Source organism: Streptomyces sp. JH14, from assembly GCF_029428675.1.
In the GTDB taxonomy this organism is placed as follows: Bacteria; Actinomycetota; Actinomycetes; order Streptomycetales; family Streptomycetaceae; genus Streptomyces.
This window is the reverse complement of sequence record NZ_JAJNEL010000001.1, coordinates 4947259-4966704: the sequence shown is the minus strand read 5'-3', so window position 1 is coordinate 4966704 and position 19446 is coordinate 4947259. Positions and strand designations below refer to the sequence as shown.

The following is a 19446-nucleotide window of genomic DNA, read 5'->3' as shown; positions in this document are numbered from 1 at the left end:
GTGGGATCCCCCTTCCCGTCAGGCCGAGGCGCGCTTCTTGGCGGAGGTCTTCTTGGCCGCCGGCTTCGCGGCCGACGACGACTTCGCCGTCTTGGCCGCCGAGTTCGACGCCGTCTTCTTGGCGGCCGACTTCGTGGTCGACCGGGCGGCGGTCTTCTTGGCGGGCGTTCTGCCCGGTGTGGTCTTCTTCGCGGCGGTCTTCCGGCCGGCGCCGGCCGGGGCCGCCTTCTTCTTCGCTCCGGTTCCGCCGCTCTTCTTGCGTCCGGCGAGCGAGGTGACCTTGGCGACCGGCGCTTCGGCTCCCTCCTGCGCCTCCTCCGTCTCCTCCTCGCCGCGGGCCTTCTTCGCCGCCCGGACGCTGTTCTCCAGCGCCGCGATCAGGTCGATCACCTTGCCGCCGCCGCGCTCGTCGGCCGCCGCGGGTTCCAGCGCCTCGCCGGAGGCCTTCGCCGCGATGAGGGCCTCGACCGCCTCGCGGTAGTCGTCGTGGAGCGTGTCCATGTCGACCTTGCCGAGGGTGGCCATCAGGGCGTCGGCCAGGTCGAGTTCGGCGTCACGGACCGTGACCTCGGTCTCCGGGGCCACGCCGTCGGTGGCGCGGATCTCGTCGGGCCAGAGCAGGCCGTGCATCGCGATCACGTCGTCGACGACGCGCAGCATGCCGAGCCGTTCACGGCCGCGCAGGGCGTACTTGGCGACCGCGACCTTCTTGCTCCGCTTCAGGGCCTCGCGCAGCAGGGTGTACGGCTTGGCGGCCGGTACTCCATTGGCGGAGAGGTAGTACGCCGCGTCCATCTGGAGCGGGTCGATCTCGGAGGCGGGGACGAACGCGACGATCTCGATCGTCTTGGCCGTGGGCAGCGGGAGCGAGGCGAGGTCCTCGTCGGTGATCGGGATCATGGTGCCGTCGGCGTCCTCGTACGCCTTGCCGATATCGGCGGCCGTCACCTCCTCATCGTCGAGTTCGCAGACCTTCCGGTAGCGGATCCGGCCGCCGTCGGCGAGATGGACCTGACGGAAGGAGATCGAGTGGCTCTCCGTGGCATTGACCAGCTTGATCGGGATACTGACCAGCCCGAAGGAGATCGCGCCGTTCCAGATGGATCTCACCGTTCACCCCTGTCACCGAAGACACCGATACATACCGATTGATCCTGTAGATCCTGAATTCATGTGATTCTTATCGTATGACGCCGATCACTGAGGTGGAGGGGCGGCGCCTGGCGCTCAGCAACCTCGACAAGGTGCTGTATCCGGCCACCGGCACCACCAAGGGCGAGGTTCTCCACTACTACGCGGCCACGGCTGCCGGGGCCCTGCTCGCGCATCTGCACAACCGGCCGGTGTCCTTCCTGCGCTATCCGGACGGCCCGGACGGGCAGCTGTTCTTCACCAAGAACCCGCCGCCCGGTACGCCGTCCTGGGTACGGATCGCCGAGGTGCCGCGACACGTGGCGCAGCGGGCCGGACAGGTGGTCGTGCAGGATCTGGCGTCGCTGATGTGGGCGGCGAACCTGGTGGTGGAGTTCCATACGCCGCAGTGGCAGGCCGATACTCCGGGGATCGCCGACCGGATGGTGTTCGACCTCGATCCCGGCTCCCCGGCGACCGTCGTGGAGTGCTGTCAGGTGGCGCTGTGGCTGTGCGAGCGGCTGGCGGCGGACGGGCTGCCCGGGTACGCGAAGACCTCCGGGTCGAAGGGGTTGCACGTCCTCGTACCGCTGGAGCCGACCCCCGCCGATCGGGTGTCGGCGTACGCGAAACGGCTGGCGGTGGAGGCGGAACAGGAGCTTCCGGGCCTGGTCGTGCACCGGATGACCCGGGCACTGCGGCCGGGAAGGGTGTTCGTCGACTTCAGCCAGAACGCGGCGGCGAAGACGACCGCCACCCCGTACACCCTGCGCGCCAGAACCGAGCCGGCCGTCTCCGCACCCGTCACCTGGGCGGAGATCGAGGGCTGCCGGACCCCTGCCGAGCTGGTCTTTCTGGCCGCCGACATGGCGGGGCGGCTGGAGCGGCACGGGGATCTGCTCGCCCCCCTGATCGATCCGAACCGGGCCCGGCCGCTGCCTGCCGCGCCCTGATCGGAGCCTTTGGGGCCGGGTCCGCGGCCGCCCCGCCCGCCGTTGCCGCCCGCGCAGCAAAAGGCCTGCATGGGGCGGGTGGATCGGCCGAGCCGTGGTGCACACTCTGCGCAGACACTGCTGCGTGAGATCGCGTGGGGAGGCGAGGGCGTGTTCGCAGGGATCGACGAGGTCGACTGGGCCTCGATGGAGCATGCCTACGGGCCTGCAGGTGATGTGCCCGGGCTGCTGCGGGGCCTGGCGTCCGCCGATCCGGCGGACCGCGAGGGTGCACTGGACGGCATGTACGGGGCCGTTCACCACCAGGGGGATGTGTACGACTGCACGCTGGCCTGCATTCCGTTTCTCTTCGAACTGGTCGCGGACCCGGGGATCCAGGACCGGGGCAGCCTCGTCGAGCTGCTCACCAGCATCGGCGGCATCGATCTGGACGAGGACGACGAGGACGAGATCGACGAGGACGAGATCGAGGGCGCGGCGAACTACGCCATGGCGGCCGCCGCCGTCACCGCGGGCGCCGGGGTGTTCTTCGAGCTGATCGCCGACGAGGACCCGGGGGTACGGCTCGCCGTGCCCCCGGCGCTCGCCACGCTGCACGGCCACCCGGTACGGGTCCTCGCACTGCTGCGGGAGCGGCTGCCGGTGGAACCGGACGAGGAGGTGCGGCTCGCACTGGTGGAGGCCGTCGGCCGGGTCGCGCTGCGGCACCGTCCGCTGGCCGGGCAGGCCGCGGACTGGCTGAGCCGGCTCGTCGCGGAGTCGCATGCCCCGGGGCTGCGGCTGGCCGCGATCGCCCAACTGGCCCGGTGCGCGCCGGACGCGCTGCCGGGTGACGTCGTGCCGGTGGTGACCGGGCTGCTGCGCGAGCTGCGCACGGCACCGGCCGGCGCGGCGGACCCGGTGGACGCCACGGAGCCGCTCGACGCATCCGGTGCGGCCGCCGAGTCCGCCGAGGAGCGGGGTGCGCCGGTGACCCTGGTGGGGCAGTTGCGTGCGCTGGCCGCCGCGGAGTCCGCGGGGCGCACCGCCCCCTGGACCGCCGATCTGCTGCGGACCTTGCACATCGGGCTCGACGACCGCGTCGCCGACCGGACCGCGCTGCTGACCGACCAGCTGCGCAGCCCCGATCTCCGCCAGCGGATCGACGCCGTGCGGATGAGCGCCGGGCTGATACGGGCCTGGCGGGGACCGTACGAGGAGCTGGTCCGGCTGGTGGGCGAACAGCTCGCCGCCCCGGAGCCACGACTGGCCAAGGCCGCCTCGCATGTACTGGAGGAGCTCTTCGGCCTCGCCGCACCTGCCGCGGACGCGCTGGCGGCGCGAGTGGCGGCGGATCCGGCAGCCTGGGTGACGGAGTGGGAGAGCGGGCCGCCGGGGCTGGGCAGCGCGGTGAAGGCGCTGGCCCGGCTGGGTGACGCCCGGGCCGTGCCCGCGCTGGCCGCCGCCCTGGAGCGGCCCGAGGTGCCGCACGACGCGGGGTTCGCCATCGGGCATCTCGGGGCGGCGGCGGCCCCATTGGCCGCGGTGCTGCGCCGCAGGCTCGGCGAGATCCCGCTCGACGAGGGGGCGTACGACCGGGCGAATCCGCTGCTCGGCGGGCTGACCGCACTGCGGGCGGGCGAGGCCGCGCCGCAGGTGCTGCGGGTGCTGCGCGGGGCGCCGGAGTACCGCGGGGAGTGGCTGCGGACATCGGCGCTGCAGGCGCTCGGTTCGTTCGGACCCGCCGCGCGGTGCGCCGTACCGGAGCTGCGTGCGCTGATACGCCGCCCCGGGACCGCGGCGGCGACGGAGGCGGCGCGGGCACTGTGGGCGGTCGACGGGGACGCGGAGGCCGTGCTGCCGGTACTCGTCGAGGGCCTGCGGGCGGAGCAGGTGCACGAGCGCCGGTCGGCGGTGCGCGCGCTGGGCGCGCTGGGAACGCACGCACTGCGGGCGGCACCGCTGCTCCGGGCACTGCTGTCGCACGACGAACCGTGGCTGCGGGTGGACGCGGCGATCGCGCTGTGGGAGGTGTCCGGGCGGGCCGGGGAGTCCGTGCCGGTCATGCTGGCGGCCTGGGAGAACAACCGTCATGTCAGGGTCCGGGTGGCGGAATGCCTGGCGCGGATGGGTGTGGCTGGTGCAGGGTCGGATGCGGCACATGCGCTGCGTGCCGAACTCGCCTCCGTACGCCGTCACAACGCGATGGACGGCGGGTACGGCAGCCACGACACCTATGACGACGAAAAGCTGCTGGCGCTCTGCCGGCAGGCACTTCCGGTGCACACGGGGAAGGGACCCACAACATGATCATCTTCGGCACGCGAGGTTATCTCTACCAACTGGCCGTTCTGACGCTGGTCTGCGGATGGTGCGGCAACCCGGCGGCGCACACGCTGCGCAAGCGGGTCACGAAGTTCACGCTGTTCTTCGTGCCGCTGTTCCCGTTCTCGACGAAGTACGCAACGCAGTGCACGTTCTGCGGCGGGGAGCAGAAGATCCCGAAGGAGCAGGCCGATCAGCTGCTGGCGCAGCACCTGGCGTCGCAGGACGGCAATCCGTTCGGGCAGGCGCAGCAGCCGGGGTATGCGCAGGGCGGGCAGAACCCCTACCAGAACTGAACCATCACCTCTCCAACCGCATGAAAACGGCATAAGGGACTTCCTTCCGAATAAGGTCGATGGATCACGGGTCTGCGGACTCATGGGCCGGACGGCCGGGAAGGGAGGGAGCGATGCGCCCGCACCGCCGGGTGACGCACCGGGCTTCGGCGGTCCTCGTGGCCGCCGTCGGCGCCGCGTCGCTGGCCGGCTGCGGCACCGACGGCGGACAGCTGCAGAGCGCCGGACCGGCCCCGACCGCCATCGGGCCCGCCCGGCTCTGGCCCCAGTTGCCACCCGCCTCCGCTGCTCCGTACGACTACGGCGAGGGCGCGACGGCGCGCATCCCCGGAATCACGGTCCCGCACGACGATGTGCACACGCTGGACCCGGTCGCCGTGGTGCAGGCCGACCTGATGGCCACCACGAGCCGGTCCAGCGGTTCGGACGAACTCCCCGCCGACACGGTCCGCAGGATCACCGCGTGCCGCACCGCGCCCACGGCCTGCCCGGTCCTTCAGCCCTACTACCGCGACCTGACGGGCAACGGCCGGGACGACATGGTGCTCGGCGTGCGGCGGAGCGACGGGCGGCTCTCCGTACGGGTCTACATGGCGAACTCGGACGCACTGACCCGGATCATGGCCGTCTCGGACGCGGTGATCAGCGTGGAGCTGGCCGGGCGGGACGTGATCATGCGGGTGCCGTCGGCGATCGCCGGGTACGAGTACCGGACGGTCTGGTCCTGGGACGGCCGGCAGCACGCGATGCTGCCGACGCAGGACGAGATCCTGCGCAAGACCTCGGAGACGTCACCCAGCGCCCGGCCGAGCGCGGAGCCCAGCCCCCGGCCGACCACGATGCCGCCGTCGCCCACCGTCTCCGAGGGACGGCGATGAGACGGCACAGCCTGCGCGCGCCCGCCTGGACCGGGACACTCACCTGGAAGGCCGCGGTGTTCATCACCGTGATGTGCTGCGCCCTCGCCGCACTGCTCGGCGTACTGGTGCACACGGCGGTGACCCGGCGGACCGTCAGCGAGGCCCGCGCCAAGGCGCTCTCCCGGCTGGACGGCGTGACCAAGGCGTACGAGGAGGGCGAGGCACTCCCGGCGGATTCCGGTATCGACCCGCCCGGTCTGCCCGCCTCCCTGCGCCACCTGGCCGAGCACGGGCGGCGGGGCACCGTCGTCGCCGACTCCCACGGCCGGGCGGCCATGTGGGCCGCGGGCCCGGCCGACGGGCGGGCGCTGGCGACCGAGATCGACTACAGCATGAGCGCCCACACCATCAACGGTCTCGACCGGGCCATCGTCGGCTCCTCGGCGCTGGCGATCGGCGCGACGCTGCTGGTCGGCGCATTCGCCGTCACCCGGGTCACCCGGCGGCTGCACCAGACGGCCCGGGTGGCCCGCCGGATCAGCGCGGGCGATCTCGACGCCCGTGTCGACGACCCGCGCGCGTCGGACCCTTCGCGCCCGCAGGACGAAGTGGCGATCGTCGCCGGTGCGCTGGACACGATGGCGTCCACGCTCCAGAGCAAGCTGCTGGCCGAGCAGCGCTTCACCGCCGACGTGGCGCACGAGCTGCGCACCCCGCTGACCGGCCTCTCGGCCGCCGCCGAGCTGCTGCCGCCCGGCCGCCCGGCCGAGCTGGTGCAGGACCGGGTGCGCACCATGCGGGCGCTGACGGAGGATCTGCTGGAGATCTCCCGGCTCGACGCCCGCACCGAGGAGGTCGACCTCGCGGTGCACGAACTGGTGCCGCTCGCCGAGCGGACGGTGAGCGCGTCGGGGACGGAGACCGTGATCCGCGTCGTGGGGGCGGGCGCCGGGGCGAGGGCCGTGCAGGTCGAGACGGACAAGCGGCGACTGGAGCGGGTCCTGGGCAATCTGATCGCCAACGCGCACCGGCACGGCCGCCCACCGGTGGTCCTGACGGTCGACGGGCCGGTGGTGACCGTACGCGACCACGGGCCCGGCTTCCCCGACTATCTGCTGACCGGTGGTCCGCAGCGGTTCCGCACCGAGGGCGGCGGCAAGGGCCACGGGCTCGGACTGACCATCGCCGTCGGGCAGTCGGCGGTCATCGGCGCCGAGCTGGTTCTCTCCAATGCGCCGGACGGCGGGGCGGTGGCGCGGCTGACGCTCCCGGAGTACGTACCGTTCGACACGGACGAACCCGCAGGCGGCGACGGCCTGACCGGACCGACATAAGCGAATATCGACATAAGGGAAATAACGCCCACCGCTTGCTACGTTGCGTGCCATGACCGCACCGAGGCCGGACACGCCTCCGCCCGAGCTACGCCTGCCCAAGCGGCGCGGGGTCGAGCTCTCGCTCCTCGTCGGGGCCGTCCTCATCTCCGTCTTCGGCTACGCCGACGTCGGCCTCGCACGCGACGACGCGGTCCCGCCCGATGTCGCCGGCTACGGTGCGGGTCTCGGCCTGCTCGCCCTCCTCGCCCATCTCGCCGTCCGCTTCCGTGCCCCGTTCGCCGATCCGCTGCTGCTGCCCATCGCGGTCCTGCTGAACGGGCTCGGCCTCGTGCTGATCTACCGGCTCGATCTGGAGACGCCGAAGGACCAGGCGGCGCCCACCCAGCTGATCTGGTCGACGCTCGGCGTCGCGTTCTTCATCGTGGTCGTCGTCTTCCTCCGCGACCACCGGGTGCTCCAGCGGTACGCGTATCTGTCCGTCGCCGCCGCCCTCGTCCTGATGATCGTGCCGATCTTCTTCCCGGCGGTGAACGGCGCCAAGATCTGGATCCGGATCGGCGGATTCTCCTTCCAGCCCGGCGAGTTCGCCAAGATCCTGCTCGCCGTCTTCTTCGCGGCGTACCTCTCCGCCAACCGCAACGCCCTCGCCTACACCGGCCGCAAGATCTGGAAGCTCCAGCTCCCCACCGGCCGGGTGCTCGGCCCGATCGTGGCGATCTGGCTGCTGAGCGTCTGCGTGCTGGTCCTCGAACGCGACCTCGGCACCTCGCTGCTCTTCTTCGGCCTCTTCGTGATCATGCTGTACGTGGCGACCGGCCGGACCGGCTGGATCGCGGTGGGCCTGCTGCTCGCCGCCGTCGGCGCATTCGTCGTCGGCTCCTTCGAACCCCATGTGCACAGCCGGGTGAAGGACTGGCTCGACCCTTTCGCCACCATCGCTGCGGGCCAGGGGGCCGGCCAGCTCGCCCAGTCACTGTTCGCGTTCGCCGCGGGCGGGATGCTCGGCACCGGGCTCGGGCTCGGCCACTCCATCCTCATCGGCTTCGCCGCCAAGTCCGACTTCATCCTGGCCACGGCGGGCGAGGAGCTCGGGCTGTCCGGGCTGACCGCGATCTTCCTGCTGTACACGCTGCTGGTCGCCCGCGGCTACCGGGCCGGCCTCGCCCTGCGCGACCCCTTCGGGCGGCTGCTTTCGATCGGGCTCGCCTCGATCCTGGCCCTCCAGGTGTTCGTGATCGCGGGCGGTGTGATGGGGCTGATCCCGCTGACGGGCATGGCGATGCCGTTCCTCGCCCAGGGCGGTTCGTCCGTCGTCACCAACTGGATCATCGTGGCGCTGCTCATCCGGATCAGCGACCTCGCCCGCAGACCCCACCCCGACCAGGTGGAGACCGGGGTCGTCGCACCGGTCGCGGAGGACCGGAAGTGACCGCGCACGCGCCCGAACGACCGGAAGGACGCGCCGTGATGCGCCACACCCCGCAGCGCCGGGAGGACGCGTGATCCGCTACATCCGGCGGGCCGCCGCCTTCTGCCTGCTGCTGCTCATGGCGCTGTTGCTGAACGCCGCCCGCATCCAGGTGTTCCAGGCCGACGAGCTGAACGACAATCCCGCCAACCGCCGTCAGACGATCGCCCGTTACAGCCAGCCGCGCGGCGACATCCTGATCGGCGGGAGGTCCGTCACCGGCTCCAGGAACACCGACGAGCAGCTCAGGTACGAGCGCACCTACACCGACGGCCGGCTGTACGCGCCGGTGACCGGCTATGCCTCGCAGACGTACGGCACGACGCTGATCGAGAACGCCGAGGACGACATCCTGTCGGGCACCGACCCGATGCTGGCCCCGCTGCCGCTGTGGAACGAGATCACCCGCAGCCAGCAGCCCGGCGGCGACGTCCGCACCACCATCAAGGACTCGATGCAGCGCGCGGCGTACGACGGTCTGGGCGGGCGGCGGGGCGCGGTCGCCGCCCTCGAACCGTCGACCGGCAAGATCCTGGCGCTGGTCTCCACCCCGTCGTTCGACCCCGGGCGGCTCTCCGGCACCGGCTCGTCGGTCACCGACGCCTGGCGACAGCTCAACGCGTCGAAGAGCCAGCCGATGCTGAACCGGGCGATCCGGCAGACGTATCCCCCCGGCTCCACCTTCAAGATCGTGACGGCGGCGGCCGCACTCGACGCCGAAGTGGTCACGGACCCCGACGCCTCCACCGACACGCCGTCCCCGTACGTGCTGCCGGGGACCGACACCGAGCTCCCGAACGAGGCGCGCGGCTGCGAGGAGGCATCGCTCTCGGAGGCGATCCGGGTGTCCTGCAACACGGTGATGGCCCATCTCGGCGTGGAGGTGGGCCTCGACGGGATGGTGGACGCGGTGCGGAAGTTCGGCTTCAACGACACCGGGTTGAAGATCCCCTCCGGGGTGGCCAAGAGCAACTTCGACACCGATATGAGCGACGACCAGCTGGCCCTGTCGTCGATCGGCCAGTTCGACACGACGGCGACTCCGCTGCAGATGGCGATGGTGGCGTCGGCCGTGGCGAACGGGGGCGACCTCATGTACCCGTATCTGGTCGACCGTACGACCACCAAGGACGGTACGACCGTCCATCAGAACACCGCGCGCCCGTACCACCGGGCGATGACCCCGCAGACGGCCGCGCAGCTGCAGCAGATGATGGTCGACGTCGTGGAACGGGGCACGGGGTCGAACGGGGCGATCGACGGGGTGACGGTCGGAGGCAAGACCGGCACCGCCCAGCACGGCATCGACAACACGGGTACGCCGTACGCCTGGTTCATCTCCTGGGCCCGGGACCCTCGCTCCGGGCGGCCGGCGGTCGCGGTCGCGGTGGTCGTCGAGGACGCCGCCGCGAGGCGGGCGGACATCAGCGGGGGCGGCAGTGCCGCCCCGATCGCCCGGTCCGTCATGGAGGCGGCGCTGCGGGGCTGACGGAGCGGACGCGAGGTGCCGCGGGTCCCGGTGTGCCGCGCGGTGGACCGGGCCCCGGCAGCCGGCCGATCAGCCGATCGGCTTGCGCGACTCGGCCCTGACCTGGGCCGTGTCGGCCGCCACCTGCTCCAGGTCGACGCTCTCCGGGTCCTGGGCCGCGATCTCGGCCGTGACCAGACCGACGAAGGCCGCCGTGTTGTCGTCTCCCCAGGCACACATGGGGATGGTGCTGGTCCGTCCGGCGTCCTTCGACGTCACGACCTGGCAGGACACCGTGATGTCGTATCCGTCGGGGGTGAACTCCTTGGCGGGGACGACGACGGTCATGCCCTTCTCCCCCGCAGCCCCTTCGAGGATCTTGTCCCGGGTGAACTCGGGCGCCTTGATCCGGCCCCACATACCGGAGATGACCAGGACGCCGCCCTTGGCGGAGGTGTACTGGGTGACGACGGCCTTCACATCGCGGACGCTGAGGTCGGGGACCTCCTCGACCTCCTTCCCGTCGGTCGACGAGGTGTCCTCGGCGAGGGTGTACTCCTCGTCCAGCAGCTTCTTGGGCACGGTGAGCTGATACGTGGCGTCGGGGAAGCCGCCCGCGACCGACTTTCCGGCTCCGACCACCTGGGAGACGGTGTAGGCGAGGGCGCCGACCGCCACCAGGGCGGCGGCCGCGATCCCGATGATCAGGCCGGTCCGCTTCTTCCTCGGCGGCTGCGCACCGGGCGGAGCGGGCATGCCGGGCTGCCCCCACGGCCCCTGCGGCGGTCCCTGCGGCGGCAGTTGCTGCTGCGGGTATCCGTACGGGGGCTGCCGGCCGGGCGACTGGTGCGGCGGCTGCTGACCGTACGGGCTGTTCGGCTGCGCGTACGGGTTGTTCTGCTGGGGCGGCTGCGGCCCGTACGGGCCCTGCGGCGGCTGAGGCGGCATGGTCATGGCACCCAAGTTACGTCAGGCATGTGAACGCGATTTCGATACGAGGCGGCCGTCTCAGCTCAACGGCTCGCGGCTGCGCAACCACTGGGCGGGCACCCCGTCGACCCCGGTCGCCGCGGCGACGACCCCACCGGTGATGGCGCAGGTGGTGTCGACGTCGCCGAAGCCCTCGGCCGTGGCCCAGAGCGCCGCTTCCAGATCGTCCGGGTGCCGGGCCGCGGTCCACAGCGCGAACGGGACGGTGTCGTCCGCCCGGATGCGCTGCCCGTTGCCGAGCAGATCGGCGGCCCTCCACGGCTCGGTGCCGAACGGCACGGAGGCGGCGCGCCGGATCCCGTCCCGTACCGGCCCCTCAGGTGTACGGTCCGCGACCGCCGTCAGCGTGAACTCGCCGCGCACCTGCAGGGCCGCGGCGACGGCCACGGCAACCGCGCCCGCGATCCCCTGCGGGTGGGCGTGGGTGACCTCGGCCGACAACTGCGCCTGCCGGGCCGCATGGCCGGGGTCCGCGTGGAACCGGGCGCCGAGCGGTGCGACGCGCATGGCGGCGCCGTTGCCGAGGCTGCCGCCCTCGAACAGTTCGGGCGCGAGGATGCGCCAGTCGGCCGGGGCGGTCAGCGGCGCCGGCAGCAGGATGTGCATGCCGTGGCCGTACCCGCGGGCCGGGTCGACCTCGTACGCCAGAGCGAAGCAGGCGGCGAGCCGGTCCTGCTCCACCTCGCCGTGCTCGTCGAGTACGCGCTGCAGGGCGCGGGCCATGGCGGTGTCGTCGGTCCAGTGCCAGACCGGCTCGGCGGGGGTGCGGCGGGCGCGGACCTCGTTGAAGGCCTGCCGGGGAGCGCGGAAGAGCGGGAACCACCGCTCCCCGAACGCATCGCCGAGCGCGAGTCCTTCGAGACTTCGGCGGGCGGCCGCCGCGTCTGCGGGCGTGGACGGAGGCGTCATGCGGGCGAGTCTGCCGCGCCCCCGGAGTCCGCGCCCTCGGAAATCGCGTCCTCGACCTCCGCGACCCGGGCCTGCTCCTCCGCCGCGAACCGCTCCCGGTCCAGCTGTTCGGCGATCTCCTCGTCCTGGGCCATCAGCAGGTCCAGGTTGGAGTCGCCGAGCTCGAAGACGCCCATGTCGACGTAGGCCTTCTGGAGCCGTTCGCCCCACAGCCCGATGTCCTTGACACACGGCACGATCCGGCTGAACAGCAGCTTGCGGAAGAGCTGCAGATACTCCGAGTGCTCGGAGAGTTCCTTGGCCTCCTGCTTTCCGATGCCGAAATTCTGCAGCACCTCGACGCCGCTGAGCCGGTCCCGCATCAGGTAGCAGCCCTCGATGACGAACTCCTCGCGTTCACGCAGTTCGGCGTCGCTCAGCTGCTTGTAGTAGTCGCGCAGGGCCATCCGCCCGAAGGCGACATGGCGGGCCTCGTCCTGCATCACGTACGCGAGGATCTGCTTGGGCAGGGGTTGGGTCGTGGTGTCGCGGATCATGCCGAAAGCGGCCAGGGCGAGTCCTTCGATGAGGACCTGCATGCCGAGGTACGGCATGTCCCAGCGCGAGTCGCGGAGGGTGTCGCCGAGCAGCCCCTGGAGGTTGTCGTTGATCGGGTAGAGCATCCCGATCTTCTCGTGCAGGAACCGGCCGTAGATCTCCGCGTGCCGCGCCTCGTCCATGGTCTGGGTCGCGGAGTAGAACTTCGCGTCCAGGTCGGGGACCGACTCCACGATCCGGGCGGCGCAGACCATGGCGCCCTGCTCACCGTGGAGGAACTGGCTGAACTGCCACGAGGTGTAGTGCTTGCGCAGCTCGCCCCGGTCCTTGTCGGTCATCTTCGCCCAGTGCGGCGTGCCGTAGAGCGTGAGGGCCTCGTCCGGGGTGCCGAGCGGGTCGGCGGGGTCGACCTCCAGGCTCCAGTCGATGCGCTTGTTGCCGTCCCACTGCTTGTCCTTGCCCTTCTGGTAGAGGGCCAGCAGGCGCTCGCGGCCGTCGTCGTAGTCCCAGCTGAAGCGGGCGGCGCCGGAGGCGGGCACCTGCCACAGCGGTTCCTCGGGGGCGGTGGTGTAGAGGTCGTGTGTCGACACGGACGGCTCCTTCGCCTCGCATGCTTCGATAAGTTCCGTGGCGCTTGCGTCAATTGGCAGGTTCACACGTTGGTAGACGCCGGGTCAACAAGTCACGCACAAGGGATTGACGGTCTTGCTGACAAGCAGTCTCATAAGAAGTGACCGCCGGTAACCCATGTGTGAGGTGCCTTCAGCCATGACGACCGTGACCGAACGCGACGTGCAGACGCTCCGCGACGCACTCGGCCCGCTCCGGGACCGCGAGCAGATCGCCGAACGCCTCCTGGAGTCCTCGGCCAAGCACTCCTTCGACCCGGACACCGAGCTCGACTGGGACATGGCCATCGAGGACGGCAAGTGGTTCTGGCCGCCCGAGCTCGTCTCGCTCTACGACACCCCGCTGTGGCGCAAGATGTCCGAGGAGCAGCGGATGGACCTGGCCCGGCACGAGGCGGCGTCGCTGGCCTCGCTCGGTATCTGGTTCGAGATCATTCTGATGCAGCTGCTGGTCCGGCACATCTACGACAAGCCGGTGACCAGCAACCACGTCCGCTACGCGCTGACCGAGATAGCCGACGAATGCCGGCACTCGATGATGTTCGGCCGCATGATCCAGTGGGGCCGGGCGCCCAACTACCCCGTACCGCGCGTCTACCACAACCTCGCACGCGTGCTGAAGACCGTGTCCACCACGCCCGGTTCCTTCGCCGCCACCCTGCTCGGGGAGGAGATCCTCGACTGGATGCAGCGGCTGACGTTCCCGGACGAGCGCGTCCAGACACTGGTGCGCGGCGTGACCCGGATCCATGTGGTCGAGGAGGCACGGCACGTCCGCTACGCCCGCGAGGAGCTGCGCCGGCAGATGGTCACCGCACCTCGCTGGGAACGCGAGTTCACCCGGCTGAGCTGCGGAGAGGCGGCGCGCGTCTTCTCCGTCTGCTTCGTCAACCCGCAGGTGTACGAGAACGTCGGCCTGGACCGTCGCGAGGCCGTCGCCCAGGTGAAGGCGAGCGGTCACCGGACGGAGGTCATGCAGACCGGCGCGAAGCGGCTGACGGACTTCCTCGACGACATCGGTGTGCTGAACGGGGTCGGGCGCAGGCTGTGGAAGAGCTCGGGCCTGCTGGCCTGAGCCGGCTCCCCCTACCGGGGGGACCGCTTACGCTTCGCGGTATGACCTCTGCCGCCGCAGCCCCGCAGAACCGTGCGTACCGACGGCTCAGCGTCGAGGAGCGCCGTACGCAGCTCCTCGGCGCCGCCCTCTCCCTCTTCGCACACCGGGCCCCCGACGAGGTCTCGCTCGACGAGGTCGCGGCGGTCGCCGGAGTCTCCCGCCCGCTCGTCTACCGCTACTTCCCCGGTGGGCGGCAGCAGTTGTACGAGGCGGCGCTCCGGTCCGCCGCCGACGAGCTGAAGCTGTGCTTCGCCGAACCGCCCGTGGGGCCGCCCACGGAGCGGGTGACCCGGGTGCTCGGCCGCTACCTCACGTTCGTCGACGAGCACGACGCCGGGTTCAGCGCGCTGCTGCGCGGCGGCAGCGTCGCCGAGACCTCCCGGACGACGGCGATCGTCGACGGGGTACGGCGGGCGGCGGCCGAACAGATCCTGCTCCACCTCGGCCGGGGAGACACCCGCGCACCGGGAGCACGGCTGCGGATGATGGTGCGGACCTGGATCGCGGCCGTCGAGGCGGCCTCCCTGATCTGGCTGGACGAGGAGAAGCAGCCCCCTGCGGACGAGCTCCGCACCTGGCTGGTCGACCAGCTGATAGCCATGCTCGCGGCCACCGCCACCACGGACCCGGAGACCGCGGCCGCAGTGGCCGACCTGCTGCCGCTGGAAACCGTCGAAGGCCCTGCCGGGCGACTGGCGGACCGGCTCGTCCCGGTGGTCACCGACGCGGCACACCTGCTGCCGCCGGACTGAGCCACCGCGCACCCTCTGGGTGACACTGGGGCCGTGAGAAGCGAGAACACCACCTTCAGGGGCGGCCCGCTGGACGGGCGGGTCCTGCCCGTCCTCGTCGGCGCGACCGGCCACCCGCCCAAGTGGTACGAGGTCCCGGTGCCGGACGCCGACGGCGGTCCCGCCACCGTGTACACGTACCGGCGCGTCCCGGCCGGATACTCCAAGCGGCTGGGAGTACAGCGCGGCTGGGTGTACGAGTACGCCCCGGAGGGCCGCGAGCGCCACACTCCCAAGTGGCCCTGGTCGAAACCGAGCTGACCCGCGCGGGGGTCCGGGCTGAGCGGGTCCGCCGGTCTAAGATCGACGGATCCATGGTCACGAGAACGGTCATAAGGGGGTGCGCCATGGAGGCGCTGCGTCAGAACGATCCACGCCGCTTCGGTGCGTACACCGTGGCGGCACGGTTCCGCGAGACCGCGAGCGCCGTGCAGTACCTGGCGCGCGACACGGTCCTCGACGACACCGTCGTGATCACCGCGGCCCGGCCCGAACTCGCCGCGCTGCCCGCCTTCCGCCGCCGCTTCCAGGCGGAGGCACGCACGGCGGACCGGCTGGCCGGCGGCTGGGTCCAGCCCCGGATCGCCACCCGCGCCGACGAAAACGCCGACGACTTGCTCTGGACGGCCGTGGCGTACGTACCGGCGCTGACACTCGCCGAGGCCATCGACTTCGCGGGCCCGCTCCCCGAGCGTGCCGTGCGGATACTGGGCGCGGGCATCGCCGAAACGCTCTCCCGGGTGCACGCCACCGGGGCCGTGCTGGAGGGGCTCGCCCCCAGAACGGTGCTGCTGGCCGAGGACGGGCCCCGGCTCACCGCCTTCGGGCCGCTGGGTGCGGCGGCCGAAGCGGAGGCCCGGACGGGCGGGCAGCTGTCCGTACGGCTCGGCTATCTCACCCCGGAACAGGTCGGGGGCCAGGCGGCCGGACCGGCCTCCGACCTCTTCGTGCTGGGCCTCCTGCTGGCGTATGCGGCGACCGGGACGACCCCGCTCGCCGACGGCCCGGCGGCGGAGGCGGCCGAACGGATCGCCCGCACAGAACCGGAACTGGACGGGGTTCCGGAGGAGTTGCGCGGCCTGATCGCACGCTGCCTGGCCAAGGATCCGGCCGACCGGCCGACCGCGGGAACGGTGGCGGCGGAACTGGCGCTGGAGGGTGCGGCGGGCCTCGCCAAGGGCGGCTGGCTGCCGGAACCGCTGTCGCGGGCGGTCAGGGAACAGGCCGACCGGGTGAGGGAGCTGGCCGCCGGGACGGAAGCCGCGGCCGACCCGCCCGGCGACAGCCCGGCCGACACGCCCACCGACGCGCTGCACGACACGCCCGCCGACGACCTGGCCGACACGCCCACCGAGGATCCGGACGGCACGCCCGCCGGCGCCCCTGCCGACTCCCCCACCCACCCCCTGCTCGGCGCGCTCGGCCACGGGCCCACCGACTCCCGCCCCGACAGCCCCACCGGCGGGGACGACGACCCCCGGACCACCCGTATCGGCAGCGTCGGCAGCCCCCGTGCGCCGGAGCCCGACCGGCCGACCACCCAGCTGTCCATCCCGCGCGAACGCAGCGGTCCGCCGGCCGAGCTGCCCACCGGACTGCCGCCCGTCGCACCGCTCGTGCCGCGGCCCCTTCCCGCCCCCGGGGACCAGGCCGCCACCCCACCGGTATCGGCCACTCCGGCACCGGCCACTCCGGCACCGGACCCCACCGCGCCCGCCGCGCTCCCTGCCCTTCCCCCGGCCCCGGCTCCCGAAGGCCGCGCCCCGCTCACCTTCGACCGCCGCACCCTGCTCCTCGGTGGCGCCGCCGGGGCTGCCGGGCTCGCCATCGGGGGCGGGGCCGTGTTCGTCCTCGGGTCCCACGATTCCGGGCCCGCCGACGATGCCAAGCCCGCGCCGACCCCCAGCCGCCCCACCGTGGCCGGGCTGCCGCCGCGCCCGCTCTGGGTGTACACGCACCCCGACGCCGAACCGGCGCCGCTGACCGCCGCGCTCTGGCTCGACCGGCTGCTCGTCCTGACGGGCGACACCCAGGCCGTCGGGATCGATCTGCGTACCGGACGCCGCGCCTGGGAGTGCCCGGACGGTGCCAAGGGGCAGGCGGCCCTGCCGGCGGGGGACGATCTCTGCTTCATCGCCGGGCCGTCCGAGTTCCTCTGGCTGTCGCCCAAGAACGGCGAGGTCGCGCACCGGGTGGCGTACGAGGACCAGTTCGAGGACGCGCCGTATCTGAAGGTCTCGGACATCGTCGGCCAGTCCGGCGCCGTCGTCTGGTTCACCGGCTCCCACCAGGTCACCGTCAAGGCCCAGAAGCCGAAGAAGGGCAAGAAGCCCGGGAGGGACACCCAGGTCACCGTGTCGTTCCTGTTCGCGTACGACGTCGTCCAGCGCAAGGAGCTGTGGCGCACCCGCGTACCGACCGGACGCGAATCGGCCGCCCCCGCCTATCGCTTGATCGCCGTCAGGCCGGACGACATCGTCGTACGGCAGAAGAGCGCGACGCTCACTCCCGGCGACGTCAGGGCCGCCAGGGGCAGGGCGGTCTTCCGCAGTTTCGACCAGCAGACCGGAAGGCTGCTGTGGACCGGGTCGTTCGGCAGGGTCCGGCCGGACGGGGCGGCCGCCGGTGACGGCCAGGGGCTGCTGTACGCGGCGGTGGGCGACGATCTCCAGTCGTTCGACATGCCCGGCGGCAAACCTGAGTGGACCCTGAACGGCACCGCCGGCTCCGTGTTCGGTACGCCGGTGCCTGCCGGAACACTCCTGCACACCACGAACGTCAACCAGGAGGTCGGCGCGGTCGACCGGGCCACCGGAAAGCTCCGCTGGCAGCGGTCCACCGAGGCGGCGCTCGGGGACTTCGCGCCGCCCGTCACCCTCAGCCGCTCCGGCAAGACCCTGCTGGCGGCGGGCAGGACGCAGGTCACCGCGTTCGCGGCGGCCGACGGACGGCGGCTGTGGAAGTTCCAGGACATCGGGGCGCAGGATCCGAAGGGAGCCACGGTCACCGCTCCGTACCGGGTACTGGCGTTCGGGAAGACCGCCGTGGTCCAACGCGACCGGATCTTCTACGCGTTCCCGGTGGCGTGAAACCCCGGGAACCCGGCCCGAATCCGAAAGAGGACACCCTGCACCCGCCTTCCGGGGGAACCCCGCGGCCGCCACGCCGCGGGGTTCTTGCATCGTCCGGCACCCGGTGACGGTATGGATGCCTTGCGCTCACTCATGGGGTAGTCCCACGCGATCGCCCCTTCACCGGAGGTGATTCCGTGTCAGGCACGGTCCTGCGCACCGTCTGCTCAGCGGCACTCGTCGCCATCGTCGCGGCCTCGCCCGCCGTGGCCGTCCCGGCGAAGCCGGAGCCCGGCCCCTCGGGCGTGGCCACCGGCGGCGGCCCGGACTCCACCAAGACCATTTCCGAGCTGCTGGCCGAACTGCGGAAGCTGTACCAGCAGGCGGAGGAGGCCACCGAGACCTACAACGGGACGGCAGCGGATCTCAAGAAACGGACCGCGCAGGCGAAGAAGCTCGGTTCCGCCCTCGCCACCGCCAGGCGCACACTGGCCCGCAGCCGCGACGACGCAGGACAGCTGGCCCGTGAGCAGTACCAGGGGCGGTCCGACTTCTCCTCGTATGTACAGCTGCTGCTGGCCCGCGATCCCGAACACGCCCTGGAACAGGGGCATGTGATCCAGCGGGTGGCCGCCGGCCGGGCGGCCGCCGTCAAGCGGCTCACGGGGGCGGAGAAGCGCGCCGACGAACTGGCCACCGCGTCCCGGAAGGTGCGCGACAAGCAACGGGCGCTGGCTGCACGGCAGAAGAAGCAGCGCGACACGGTGAAGGCGCGGCTGCGGAAGGTCGAGGCACTGCTGGCGACGCTCTCCGCCGAGAGGATCGCCCAGCTGTCCCGGCTGGAGCAGCAGGCCACGGCGAAGGCGCAGGACGCCCTGCTCGCCTCGGGGGCCCTGTCCTCGTCCCGCACACCGTCCGAGGAGGGCGGCGAAGCGGTGAACTACGCGGTCCGGCAGCTCGGCAAACCGTATGTGTGGGGCGCGGAGGGGCCCGGCTCGTTCGACTGCTCCGGGCTCACCTCGCAGGCATGGGCGGCCGCGGGCCGGGCCATTCCGCGGACGTCGCAGGAGCAGTGGCGCCAACTGCCGAAGGTGGGGCTGAACGCGCTGCGCCCGGGTGACCTGGTGATCTACTTCCCGAAGGCCACACATGTGGCGCTGTACATCGGCAACGGCCTGGTGGTGCAGGCGCCCCGGCCGGGGACGCGGGTGAAGGTCTCGCCGGTGGCGTCGAACCCTCTGCTCGGTGCCGTACGGCCGGATCCGCAGAACAGGCCGCTGCACACCTACCGGCTGCCGCAACTGGCCCAGGGCTCGTCGGGCGGCTCGGACACGGGGTACAGCGCGTCGTCCGCGCCGGTCGGCGCGTAGCCGGACTCCGTCGTCGCGCAGCGCAGCCGGACCCCGTGGGCATGCCGGCCGAGGCGTTTCCGCCCGGGTCTCCCCGAGGGAACGTGACTCGGCCGACGTGCGCGTTCGGGCGGTGCGCGACGGTCAGGCCGCCGATGCCGCCCCGGCCATCTCGGCAAGGTGCCGTGGCAGAGGTACGTCGTGGCCGGGGCGGTCGGCTCACGGCATTACGCAGC

Annotated in this window: 16 protein-coding genes; 12 read left to right on the top strand and 4 right to left on the bottom strand. The window is 71.9% G+C overall.

Features of this window, described 5'->3' with window-relative positions; genetic code table 11:
- Positions 1-18: 18 nt before the first annotated feature.
- Positions 19-1110, bottom strand: a complete 1092-nt coding sequence (locus LRD69_RS22605; RefSeq protein WP_277328362.1) for a Ku protein — start codon at positions 1108-1110, stop codon at positions 19-21.
- A gap of 77 nt (positions 1111-1187) precedes the next feature.
- Here LRD69_RS22605 and ligD point away from each other — a divergent pair, with 77 nt between their 5' ends.
- From ligD to LRD69_RS22570, 7 genes are all read left to right on the top strand, one after another.
- On the top strand, positions 1188-2084 hold the full coding sequence (gene ligD / locus LRD69_RS22600; protein ID WP_277328361.1) for a non-homologous end-joining DNA ligase: 897 nt from the start codon (positions 1188-1190) through the stop codon (positions 2082-2084).
- A 150-nt stretch (positions 2085-2234) separates the two neighbouring features.
- A complete protein-coding gene (locus LRD69_RS22595; RefSeq protein ID WP_277328360.1) occupies positions 2235-4373 on the top strand; it encodes a HEAT repeat domain-containing protein in 2139 nt (712 codons plus the stop codon).
- Entirely contained in the window at positions 4370-4684 is a 315-nt protein-coding gene (locus LRD69_RS22590; protein WP_277328359.1) for a zinc-ribbon domain-containing protein, read from the top strand. The genes LRD69_RS22595 and LRD69_RS22590 overlap by 4 nt, the downstream gene beginning before the upstream one ends.
- A gap of 113 nt (positions 4685-4797) precedes the next feature.
- Positions 4798-5562 carry a hypothetical protein gene (locus LRD69_RS22585; RefSeq protein WP_277328358.1) on the top strand — a complete coding sequence of 255 codons (765 nt, stop codon included), beginning with the start codon at positions 4798-4800 and terminating at the stop codon, positions 5560-5562.
- On the top strand, positions 5559-6878 hold the full coding sequence (locus tag LRD69_RS22580; RefSeq protein WP_277328357.1) for an ATP-binding protein: 1320 nt from the start codon (positions 5559-5561) through the stop codon (positions 6876-6878). Before LRD69_RS22585 ends, LRD69_RS22580 begins: the two co-directional genes overlap by 4 nt.
- A 52-nt stretch (positions 6879-6930) precedes the next feature.
- The gene (locus LRD69_RS22575; RefSeq protein ID WP_277328356.1) at positions 6931-8310 is read left to right on the top strand and encodes an FtsW/RodA/SpoVE family cell cycle protein; all 1380 of its coding nucleotides are present in this window, start codon (positions 6931-6933) and stop codon (positions 8308-8310) included.
- A gap of 70 nt (positions 8311-8380) precedes the next feature.
- Complete coding sequence (locus LRD69_RS22570) at positions 8381-9838, top strand: penicillin-binding protein 2 (RefSeq protein ID WP_277328355.1); 1458 nt, start codon at positions 8381-8383, stop codon at positions 9836-9838.
- A 69-nt stretch (positions 9839-9907) separates the two neighbouring features.
- Here the strand turns inward: LRD69_RS22570 and LRD69_RS22565 are convergent, their stop codons facing one another.
- From LRD69_RS22565 to LRD69_RS22555, 3 genes are read right to left on the bottom strand one after another with little or no spacing between them, the layout of a single operon-like run.
- Positions 9908-10771: a hypothetical protein gene (locus LRD69_RS22565; protein WP_277328354.1), complete on the bottom strand. Its 864-nt coding sequence runs from the start codon at positions 10769-10771 to the stop codon at positions 9908-9910.
- A 54-nt stretch (positions 10772-10825) separates the two neighbouring features.
- Positions 10826-11716, bottom strand: a complete 891-nt coding sequence (locus tag LRD69_RS22560; RefSeq protein WP_277328353.1) for an ADP-ribosylglycohydrolase family protein — start codon at positions 11714-11716, stop codon at positions 10826-10828.
- Positions 11713-12843 (bottom strand): ferritin-like domain-containing protein, encoded by a 1131-nt coding sequence (locus LRD69_RS22555; protein WP_277328352.1) that lies wholly within the window; start codon positions 12841-12843, stop codon positions 11713-11715. Before LRD69_RS22555 ends, LRD69_RS22560 begins: the two co-directional genes overlap by 4 nt.
- A gap of 178 nt (positions 12844-13021) precedes the next feature.
- Between LRD69_RS22555 and LRD69_RS22550 the strand changes: the two genes are divergently transcribed.
- From LRD69_RS22550 to LRD69_RS22530, 5 genes are all read left to right on the top strand, one after another.
- Complete coding sequence (locus LRD69_RS22550; protein ID WP_277328351.1) at positions 13022-13957, top strand: diiron oxygenase; 936 nt, start codon at positions 13022-13024, stop codon at positions 13955-13957.
- A 41-nt stretch (positions 13958-13998) separates the two neighbouring features.
- Positions 13999-14751, top strand: a complete 753-nt coding sequence (locus tag LRD69_RS22545) for a TetR/AcrR family transcriptional regulator (RefSeq protein WP_277328350.1) — start codon at positions 13999-14001, stop codon at positions 14749-14751.
- 33 nt (positions 14752-14784) lie between these two features.
- Entirely contained in the window at positions 14785-15051 is a 267-nt protein-coding gene (locus LRD69_RS22540) for a hypothetical protein (protein WP_277328349.1), read from the top strand.
- An 86-nt stretch (positions 15052-15137) separates the two neighbouring features.
- Positions 15138-17879, top strand: coding sequence for a PQQ-binding-like beta-propeller repeat protein (locus tag LRD69_RS22535; RefSeq protein ID WP_277328348.1), 2742 nt, complete (start codon positions 15138-15140; stop codon positions 17877-17879).
- Between the two features lie 179 nt (positions 17880-18058).
- A complete protein-coding gene (locus LRD69_RS22530; protein ID WP_277328347.1) occupies positions 18059-19231 on the top strand; it encodes an NlpC/P60 family protein in 1173 nt (390 codons plus the stop codon).
- Positions 19232-19446 lie beyond the last annotated feature (215 nt).